General features: G+C 69.7%; 8 protein-coding genes. 5 read left to right on the top strand and 3 right to left on the bottom strand.

Annotated elements, in window-relative coordinates; translation table 11 throughout:
• Nucleotides 1-376 precede the first annotated feature (376 nt).
• A complete protein-coding gene (locus ACWDS7_RS25310; protein ID WP_306858567.1) occupies nucleotides 377-721 on the bottom strand; it encodes a PaaI family thioesterase in 345 nt (114 codons plus the stop codon).
• 146 nt (nucleotides 722-867) lie between these two features.
• On the opposite strand from ACWDS7_RS25310, the gene polA reads away from it, so the two are divergent.
• The 5 genes from polA to coaE all read left to right on the top strand — a co-directional run bounded on the left by polA (nucleotide 868) and on the right by coaE (nucleotide 7,834).
• Nucleotides 868-3,579: a DNA polymerase I gene (gene polA, locus ACWDS7_RS25305; protein WP_451931287.1), complete on the top strand. Its 2,712-nt coding sequence runs from the start codon at nucleotides 868-870 to the stop codon at nucleotides 3,577-3,579.
• Between the two features lie 107 nt (nucleotides 3,580-3,686).
• The gene (locus ACWDS7_RS25300; RefSeq protein WP_451931286.1) at nucleotides 3,687-4,775 is read left to right on the top strand and encodes a polysaccharide deacetylase family protein; all 1,089 of its coding nucleotides are present in this window, start codon (nucleotides 3,687-3,689) and stop codon (nucleotides 4,773-4,775) included.
• 203 nt (nucleotides 4,776-4,978) lie between these two features.
• The gene (gene rpsA / locus ACWDS7_RS25295; RefSeq protein WP_451931285.1) at nucleotides 4,979-6,475 is read left to right on the top strand and encodes a 30S ribosomal protein S1; all 1,497 of its coding nucleotides are present in this window, start codon (nucleotides 4,979-4,981) and stop codon (nucleotides 6,473-6,475) included.
• 116 nt (nucleotides 6,476-6,591) lie between these two features.
• On the top strand, nucleotides 6,592-7,080 hold the full coding sequence (locus tag ACWDS7_RS25290; protein ID WP_451931284.1) for a GNAT family N-acetyltransferase: 489 nt from the start codon (nucleotides 6,592-6,594) through the stop codon (nucleotides 7,078-7,080).
• Nucleotides 7,081-7,234: 154 nt separating this feature from the next.
• A complete protein-coding gene (gene coaE / locus ACWDS7_RS25285) occupies nucleotides 7,235-7,834 on the top strand; it encodes a dephospho-CoA kinase (protein ID WP_451931283.1) in 600 nt (199 codons plus the stop codon).
• Nucleotides 7,835-7,921: 87 nt separating this feature from the next.
• Here coaE and ACWDS7_RS25280 read toward each other — a convergent pair whose 3' ends face one another.
• A complete protein-coding gene (locus tag ACWDS7_RS25280) occupies nucleotides 7,922-8,740 on the bottom strand; it encodes an inositol monophosphatase family protein (protein WP_451931282.1) in 819 nt (272 codons plus the stop codon).
• Between the two features lie 78 nt (nucleotides 8,741-8,818).
• A complete protein-coding gene (locus ACWDS7_RS25275; RefSeq protein WP_306857914.1) occupies nucleotides 8,819-9,592 on the bottom strand; it encodes a sporulation protein in 774 nt (257 codons plus the stop codon).
• Nucleotides 9,593-9,619: the final 27 nt, after the last annotated feature.

Raw genomic sequence — 9,619 nt, 5'->3', positions numbered from 1 at the left:
TGGCCTTCGCCCGGGACGTGGCCGACCGGGTGGTCTTCATGGACGGCGGCGTGATCGTGGAGGACGGCCCGGCCGCCCAGGTGATCGGCGAGCCCCGGCACGAGCGCACGAAGACCTTCCTGCGCCGCGTGCTCGACCCCACGCACACCGACGTCTGACAGCCGGTTCCGGCACGGCCCGCGCCCAGGTGGCGCGGGCCGTGCCGTGCCGGCCGGGCGGTGCGAGCCCGGGGGAGCCTTTGGCACCGTACAGAGCTTCCCCGACCCTGTACGTTTTCTACTCGGCCTCCCCGCGGGCATCACTGTCACCCACGGTAGCGACTCATGTGGCAAGAGTGCAAAAAGGGGAGGTCTGATACGGGCGAATACTTGTGGGATCAGATGTCACGCAGCATGCAGGTGAGGCGTGAGGTGCACACCCGGCGGCCCTGGTCGTCGGTGATCTCGATGTCGTAGGTGGCGAGCGTCCGGCCCCCGTGGATCAGGGTGGCCACACCCGTGACGTGCCCGGAGGTGGCCGAGCGGTGGTGGGTGGCGTTGATCTCCACACCCACGCCCACCCGCCCGGGGCCCGCGTGCAGGGTCGCGCCGGTCGAGCCGAGGGTCTCGGCGAGCACGCACGAGGCGCCGCCGTGCAGCAGGCCGTACGGCTGGATGTTGCCCTCCACCGGCATCCGGCCGACCACGCGCTCGGGGGTGGCCTCGGTGATCTCGATCCCCATCCGGTCCACGAGCGTGTTCTTGTAGGAGGCGCCGAGCCCCTCTTCCACGCGGCGGGTCACTTCTTCGAGGTCTGGCAAGGTCAAGGGGATGCCTCCTGTCATGCGCGGCCAGGTTTTCTGTCGCCCCGGCAGACTAGGCTTCCGGTGTGCCGAAGAGCGAAGCGACCCCCAATCGTCCGTGTCTCCTGCTGCTGGACGGGCATTCACTGGCCTACCGCGCCTTCTATGCCCTGCCCGAGGAGAATTTCTCCACGACGACGGGGCAGACGACAAACGCGGTCTACGGGTTCACGTCGATGCTGGTCAACGTGCTCCGCGACGAGCAGCCCACGCACGTGGCGGTCTGCTTCGACCGGTCGGAGCCGACGTTCCGGCACGAGGAGTACGCCGAATACAAGGCTAACCGGAGCGCGAGCCCCGACAGTTTCCGCAGCCAGATGAGCCTGATCCACGAGATGCTCGACGCGTTGCGCGTCCCGCACCTGTCGCTGGCGGGCTACGAGGCCGACGACCTGATCGCCACGCTCGCCACCCAGGCCGCCGGGCAGGGCATGAACGTGCTGGTCGTCACCGGCGACCGTGACGCGCTGCAGCTGGTCGACGACCACGTCACCGTGCTGATGACCCGGGTCGGGATCAGCAACATGACCCGCTTCACCCCCGCGGCGGTGCAGGAGAAATACGAGCTCACCCCGGTCCAATACCCCGACTTCGCGGCGATCCGGGGCGACTCCAGCGACAACCTGAAGAGCATCCCAGGCGTGGGCGAGAAGACCGCGGCCAAGTGGATCCGCGAGTTCGGCTCGCTGGAGGAGCTGGTCAACCGGATCGACGAGGTCAAGGGCAAGGTCGGCGACAAGCTCCGCGACCACCTCGACCAGGTGCTGATGAACCGCCGTCTCACCCAGCTCATGCGCGAGGTCCCGCTGGAGCACGAGGTCTCCGGCCTGACGGTCGGCCGGGGGGACCGCGAGGAGATCAACAAGATCCTCGACACGCTGGAGTTCCGCGGCGAGCTGCGCGACCGGCTGTTCAAGACGCTCCTGCCGGCGGAGTCCGAGGCCGAGGAGGGCTTCGAGGTCGAGACCGTCGTGCTCGGCCCCGGCCAGGTGGCCGGATGGCTGCGGGAGCTGCCCGAGGGCCGGGCCGGGCTCGCCTTCAGGGGCGCCTACGGCAGCGGCACCGGCCGGATCGACAGCATCGCGATCGCCGCGCCCGACGGCCCCGCCGCGGCCCGCGGGCGCGGCGCCGCGTTCATCGACCCCACCACGCTGACCGAGGACGACGAGGCGGCCCTGCGCGGATGGCTCGGCGACGAGTCCAGGCCCAAGGCCGTGCACGACGCCAAGGGCCCCATGCTGGCGCTGTGGGCGCAGGGGCTGGAGCTGCGCGGCCTGACCTGCGACACGGCGCTGGCGGCCTACCTGGCGATGCCGGGGCAGCGGGCCTTCCCGCTGGAGGACCTCGTGCGCGCCTACCTCCAGCGGGAGCTGCGCGGCGAGAGCGACAGCGGCGGCCAGACCAGCCTCTTCGAGGAGGAGGACGACAGCGCGGCCCTGGAGCTGGGTCTGCGGGCCCTGGCCGTCCGGGAGCTCGCCGACGCCCTGGAGGCGTTCCTGGAGCCGCGCGGCGGCACCCGCCTGATGCGCGAGGTGGAGCTGCCGCTGGTGTCCGTGCTGGCCGAGGTGGAGCGGGCCGGGATCGCCGCCGACCGGGACCACTTCGGCAAGCTGGAGGCCGAGTTCGGCGCCGCGGTGAAGCAGGCCGTCGAGGCGGCCCACGCGGCCGTCGGGGAGCAGTTCAACCTGGGCTCGCCCAAGCAGCTCCAGGAGATCCTGTTCACCAGGCTCAACCTGCCCAAGACCAAGAAGACCAAGACGGGCTACACCACCGACGCCGACGCGCTGGCCTGGCTGGCCACCCAGACCGACCACGAGCTGCCGACCATCATGCTCAGGCACCGCGACCAGGCCAAGCTGAAGGTCACGGTCGAGGGCCTGATCAAGGAGATCGCCGACGACGGGCGCATCCACACCACCTACAACCAGATCGTGGCGGCCACCGGACGGCTCAGCTCGGAGAAGCCCAACCTGCAGAACATCCCGGTCCGCACCGTCGAGGGCCGCCGGATCCGGCAGGGCTTCGTGGTCGGGCCGGGCTACGAGACCCTGCTGACCGCCGACTACAGCCAGATCGAGCTGCGGATCATGGCGCACCTGTCGGGCGACGAGTCGCTGATCGCCTCCTTCGAGTCCGGCCACGACTTCCACAAGGCCACCGCCGCCCGGGTCTTCGACATCGCGCCCGAGCAGGTGACGGGGGAGATGCGGGCCAAGATCAAGGCGATGAACTACGGCCTCGCCTACGGCCTGTCGGACTTCGGGCTGGGCGCGCAGCTCAACATCCCGGTGTCGGAGGCCAGGGCGCTGAAGGAGGAATACTTCGAGGAGTTCGGCGGCATCCGCGACTTCCTCAACGCGATCGTCGCGCAGGCCAGGCACGACGGCTACACCGAGACCATCATGGGCCGCCGCCGCTACCTGCCCGACCTCAACAGCGACAACCGCCAGCGCCGCGAGATGGCCGAGCGGATGGCGCTCAACGCGCCGATCCAGGGTTCGGCGGCCGACATCATCAAGGTCGCCATGCTCAACGTGCAGAGCGCCCTCAAGGAGGCCGCCCTCACCTCCCGGATGCTGCTCCAGGTCCACGACGAACTCGTGTTCGAGGTGGCGCCGGGAGAGCTGGAGACCCTGCGCGAGCTGGTCACCGAGCGGATGAACGCCGCCTACTCCCTGCGGGTCCCGCTGGAGGTCTCGGTGGGCGTCGGCCACACCTGGGAGGATGCCGCCCACTGATGATTGGTCCGGCCTGTCCGAGTCTGTTCTAGGGTTGGTGGTTCAGCCGATACCTCGACGGGCACGGGAGTTTTGTGCGGAGTCAATCCCCCCTCACGCAGATCATCATGGTGGCCAACGTCGTGGTGGTGGCCGCCGCAGTGGTGGTGCTTCTGACACTGCCCACGGCGGCCGTCCCCCGGGCCACCCCCATGGCCGGCCCGGCGACCGGCGCGGTGACGGGCACCCCCGCGCCGCCGTCGCCCTCGCCGTCGCCCGATCTGCCCTCGGCCGACCTGCCGCCGCCGGTCACGGCCACCCCGGAGTCCGCCCGCCAGGTCAAGGCCAACGAGGCGGGGATGGTCCCGATCCTGATGTACCACCGGATCATGAAGAAGCGGCTGGCCTCCATCGACCGCACGCCCTCCCAGGTCCGCCAGGAGATGGAGAAACTGGCCAGGGACGGCTACGTGCCGGTCACCGCGCAGGAGTTCGTCACCGGGAAGATCGACATCCCGGCGGGCAGGCACCCGGTCGTGCTGACCTTCGACGACGGGCACGCGAGCCACTTCGCGCTCGACGGCAACGGCATGCCGGCCAAGGACACCGCGGTCGGGATCATCTACCAGGTCGCGAAGAAGTATCCGGGCTTCCGCCCCGTCGCCACCTTCTGGGTCAACCGGGAACCGTTCGGCCTGCGCGACCGGCGGGACCAGGAGCGGGCCGTGCAGTGGCTGACCTCGCGCGGCTTCGAGGTGGCCAACCACACCTGGTCCCACCCCTACCTGCCGGGCCTGTCGAAGGCGAAGGTCGCCGAGCAGATCGTCCGGGTCGAGCGGCTGCTGGAGAAGTTCGGCGCCGGTCCGTCCGCCACGCTCGCGCTGCCCTTCGGCGCGATGCCGCGCAAGAGGTCCACCGTGCAGTCGGGCAAGTGGGACGGCGACCGCTTCGCGTTCAAGGGCGTCTTCCTGGCCGGCGCGCAGCCGTCGTCGTCGCCCTTCGCCAAGGACTTCGACTGGCGGGCCATCCAGCGCATCCAGAGCAACGGCAAGAAGGGGGAGTGCCGCAAGTGGTGTTCGCAGTATTGGCTGGAGTGGCTGAACAAGCACCCCGACAAGCGCTACACCGCCGACGGCGACCCCGGTCGCATCTCCGTGCCGCAGAAATTTCGGGGTATCATCAGCTCCGAGCGTAGGCGGCAGGTCAACGCCTACTAAAGCCGGTTTCCGAGGTGTCGTGCCTCCAGATTGACCAGACTCGTCTGGTCTCATATGCTGATCGCTGCGCTGTGGGCTCGCGCGTGTCTCGGACGGAGTGGGCTCGCGCTCGGTCACGCCGATGAATTCTTCGGCTGAACGATAAGAGGCCTGCCGCGTGTTCGCCACATCGACTTCTGTCCGCGTTCGGAGCAATTCCACACATGACGAGCAGCACTGAGGCCACCTCGAGCACCCCGCAGGTAGCGGTCAACGACATCGGGTCCGAGGAAGACTTCCTCGCAGCGATCGATCTGACCATCAAGTACTTCAACGACGGCGACATCGTCGAGGGCACCGTCGTCAAGGTCGATCGAGATGAAGTTTTGCTCGACATCGGCTACAAGACCGAGGGCGTCATCCCCTCGCGTGAGCTCTCGATCAAGCACGATGTCGACCCCGCGGACGTCGTCGAGGTTGGCGAGCACGTCGAAGCCCTCGTCCTCCAGAAGGAGGACAAGGAGGGGCGCCTGATCCTGTCCAAGAAGCGCGCTCAGTACGAGCGGGCCTGGGGCACGATCGAGAAGATCAAGGACGAGGACGGCATCGTCACCGGCACCGTCATCGAGGTCGTCAAGGGTGGTCTCATCCTCGACATCGGCCTCCGTGGCTTCCTGCCGGCGTCCCTGGTCGAGATGCGCCGCGTCCGTGACCTTCAGCCGTACGTGGGCCGTGAGCTCGAGGCGAAGATCATAGAGCTCGACAAGAACCGCAACAACGTGGTCCTCTCCCGCCGCGCCTGGCTCGAGCAGACCCAGTCGGAGGTCCGCCAGACCTTCCTCAACACCCTGCAGAAGGGTCAGGTCCGCAAGGGCGTCGTCTCCTCGATCGTCAACTTCGGTGCGTTCGTGGACCTCGGCGGCGTCGACGGTCTGGTCCACGTCTCCGAGCTTTCCTGGAAGCACATCGACCACCCGTCTGAGGTTGTCGAGGTCGGCCAGGAGGTCACCGTCGAGGTTCTCGACGTCGACATGGAGCGCGAGCGGGTCTCCCTGTCGCTCAAGGCGACGCAGGAGGACCCCTGGCAGCAGTTCGCCCGCACCCACCAGATCGGTCAGGTCGTCCCGGGTCGCGTCACCAAGCTGGTGCCGTTCGGTGCGTTCGTCCGCGTCGAGGAGGGCATCGAGGGCCTGGTCCACATCTCCGAGCTGGCCGAGCGCCACGTCGAGATCCCCGAGCAGGTCGTCCAGGTCGGCGACGAGATCTTCGTGAAGATCATCGACATCGACCTCGAGCGTCGCCGGATCTCGCTGTCGCTCAAGCAGGCGAACGAGAGCGCGACGGGCGCCGACATCGAGTTCGACCCCACGCTCTACGGCATGGCGGCGACCTACGACGAGCAGGGCAACTACATCTACCCCGAGGGCTTCGACTCCGAGACGAGCGAGTGGCTCGAGGGCTTCGAGAAGCAGCGTGACGAGTGGGAGCGGCAGTACGCCGAGGCCCAGACCCGTTTCGAGGCTCACAAGAAGCAGGTGGAGGAGGCCCGCAAGGCCGAGGCCGAGGCGGGCGAGGCTGCCCCCACGTCCTACTCCGGTGAGACCCCGGCCGCCAGCTCCGGCTCCAGCTCCAGCAGCTCCTCGGCTCCGGCTTCGGGTGCTCTCGCCTCCGACGAGGCTCTCGCGGCTCTGCGCGAGAAGCTCGCGGGCGGCCAGAGCTGACGTCGGCGTAGCAGTGAGGATCTGAGGATCCACGGAAGGGCCCCGCTCCGGCGGGGCCCTTTCCCGTCTCCGGACCCTGAGCGCCGCCAGGCGATGCCGGTCGATATCGTTGCCCCGTGACCTCGACCGAGTGGACGGAGCCCGCCGACACCCTGATCGGACGGGCGGAGCCCGCGGACGCGGGCGAGATCCTGACCGTGCAGCGGGCGGCCTATGTGGGTGAGGCCCAGCTCTACGGCGACCCGTTCATCCCGCCGCTGGTGGAGTCGGCCGAGCAGGTCCGCAGGGCCGTCCAGACCGGCACCGTGCTCGTCGCCCGCAGCCGGGGGCGGATCGTCGGCGCGGTCCGCGGCCAGCTGTCCGGCACGACCTGCCTGGTCGGTCGCCTGGTGGTGGCGCCGGACACGCAGGGCCGGGGTATCGGCGGGGCCCTGCTGTCGGCCCTCCACGGCGAGATCGCCGCCGCGGCGTTCGACCTCTTCACCGGGCACCTGTCGGAGGGCAACCTGCGGCTCTACCGCCGCCACGGTTACCGCGAGACCCGTCGCGAGCGGATGAGCGACCACCTGACCCTGGTCCACATGCGCAGGGAACACCAGGTGTGAGGGCTCCAGGTGTGATCGCGACACCGGTAAAGGATCGGTCTGTTTATTTTTCTCCTGAGATGGGTGATCGGCTCATCCCGCTCCGGACGGCCGGCCGTGTGAGCCTCCGTCCCGGTCTCCCAGGGCGCGCACCGCACCGCGTATGCTGCGGATCATGCTGAAGGTGGGACTCACCGGCGGGATCGGTTCGGGCAAGAGCGAGGTGTCGCGGCGGCTGGCGTCCATGGGCGCCATGGTGATCGACGCCGACAAGATCGCCCGTGAGGTGGTCGAGCCGGGGACCGACGGGCTGGCGCGCATCGTGGAGATGTTCGGCGCCGAGGTGCTGCGCGAGGACGGCTCACTCGACCGGGAGAGACTCGGCTCGATCGTCTTCGCCGACTCCGGGAAGCTGGCCTCCCTCAACGGCATCGTGCATCCGCTGGTCGGGGCGCGGGTGGCGGAGCTGCAGCGGCAGGCGGACGACGGCGCGATCGTGGTCTACGACGTGCCGCTGCTGGCCGAGAACAACCTCGCCCCGATGTACGACGTGGTCGTCGTCGTGGACGCCGCGGACGAGATCCGGCTGGCCCGGCTGGTCGAGCTGCGGGGCATGAGCGAGCAGGACGCCAGGGCCCGGATCGCGGCCCAGGCGGGCCGCGAGGACCGGTTGAGGCTCGCCGATCTCGTAATCCCGAACGAGGGGTCGCTGGAGGACCTCGAGACCCGGGTGGAGGAGGTCTGGGCCGAGCTGACCGCTCGGACCGTCACCTGAGCCGAGCTGACCGTCCGGACCGTCACCTGAGCCGGGACCCCGCGTCCGGCGGGAGCCGTACTCGGGCTGAGGTCCCACAGGTCAAGGTCAGGGGACGGCCCGGACCGCCTCCAGCAGGTCCTCCTGGAACCCGGCCCGGCCCGCGACGAAGTCGCGTCCGCCCCCGGCGAGCGGGGCGCAGTCGAAGGGAGTGCCGTCGAAGGCGCTGACCACCACACCGGCCTCCTGTGCGATCAGCAGGCCGCCGGGCAGGTCGACGATCCCGGTCTGGTAGCCGACGATCCCGTCGATGTCCCCCCGGGCGAGCATCACCCAGGCCAGCAGCGGAGCCCAGAGCCTCAGCACCCGGCGGGCACGCCTGTCGAGCCCCGCCTTCAGCGCGCAGGCCACGGCGTCGCCGCGCCGCACGCCGTACCCCTGGATCCAGGCCAGCACGGGACCGCCGCCGGCCGGGCGGTGCGGCGGGGCGGCCAGCGGGCCGCTCGGGCCGAGCACGCCCCGGCCCCGCACGGCCGACCAGGTCCTGCCGGTCACCGGCTCGTGGACGACCCCCAGCTCGGGGCGCCCGTCACGGCACAGGGCCAGGCCCACGGCGTACAGGGGCAGGCCGATCGCGATGTTGTTGGTGCCGTCGAGCGGGTCGATGAGCCAGGTCCACTCCGACCCCGCCGGGCCCTGCCGGCCCGACTCCTCGGCGATCACCGCGTGGTCGGGGAAGGCGGCCAGCACCCGCCGCAGCAGCAGCTCCTCCGAGGCCAGGTCCAGGTCGGTGACCACGTCGCCGTCGTCGCCCTTGGGGCTGATCTCGACCGTCCCCAGGACGCCCGCGGTGATCAGCCGCCCGGCCGCCCGCGCGGCGTCGACGGCGACCCGGCGGGCGTGTTCGAGATCCGTCTCCTGAACCACGCGATCCTCCTCGGTCGTGTGACGGGCGGTGGCCCCGGCCGGTGAACGGCGGCCGGGGCGTCAGCCGTACGGGGCGGGTCAGAACCAGCCGCGCCGCTGGGCCATCGCCTGCAGGCCGGCGCGGAGCGCCTGGTCCGCCTGGCCCGGGTGGTCGTCGTAGCGGACGGTGAACCGGTTGTAGGCGTCGTGGCTGGACTCCAGGAAGCCGCCGCGCTTGTCGGCCTCCAGGATGACGTCCATCGACTGCGGGCCGGCGATGAAGGTCAGCTCCAGTTCGTTGAAGTGCCGGGCGTATTCGTGGCCCGCGTAGTATTCGATCTCCTGGAAGAACGGCATCTGGGAGCCGCGCAGGGTGCCGCGCTCCAGGTCGGCCTTCTTGAAGCGGAAGCCCATGTTGTCCAGCGCGCCCAGGACGTGGTCCTGGGCGGGCATCGGGTTGACGAACAGCGGGTCGAGGTCGCCCTTGTCCAGCGCGCCGGCCAGGGCGAGCTCGGTGGAGACGCCCAGCTGCATGCCGCGCAGCGGGTGGCCGCCGACGGCGCTGATCGGGGTCTCCCACGGGACGGGGATCTCGAAGGGGGCCGACTGGGGAGCGCCCGCCGCGAGGTGGAACGGGCCGGTGATCTGCTTGCGCAGGAAGCTGTAGGTCGACTTGTACTCGTTGTCGCCGCTCTCGACCTCGACCACCGCGGTGAAGTCGATGAAGATGCCCTCGACCTTGTAGTCGGAGCCGCCGCCGCGGAAGTTGACCTGCCCGCGCAGGACCTCGCCGGGACGGACGTTGGAGTTTTGCAGGATCGTGTCGACCTCGACACCCGCGCCGAACGCGGCCATCAGCTTACGGAACACCATCGATGGACTCCCAAGGGGATAGTGGGT

This window comes from Streptosporangium sp. NPDC003464 (assembly GCF_053588315.1).
Note: the sequence above shows the minus strand (reverse complement) of the source record. Positions and strands in the feature narration are given on the sequence as shown.

Bases quoted from the DNA above. Each gene is read 5' to 3' on its own strand.
- ACWDS7_RS25300 (WP_451931286.1), top strand. From the start codon at position 3,687: ATGGTGGCCAACGTCGTGGTGGTGGCCGCCGCAGTGGTGGTGCTTCTG.
- ACWDS7_RS25310 (WP_306858567.1), bottom strand. From the start codon at position 721: ATGGGGATCGAGATCACCGAGGCCACCCCCGAGCGCGTGGTCGGCCGG.
- ACWDS7_RS25275 (WP_306857914.1), bottom strand. From the start codon at position 9,592: ATGGTGTTCCGTAAGCTGATGGCCGCGTTCGGCGCGGGTGTCGAGGTC.
- coaE (WP_451931283.1), top strand. From the start codon at position 7,235: ATGCTGAAGGTGGGACTCACCGGCGGGATCGGTTCGGGCAAGAGCGAG.
- rpsA (WP_451931285.1), top strand. From the start codon at position 4,979: ATGACGAGCAGCACTGAGGCCACCTCGAGCACCCCGCAGGTAGCGGTC.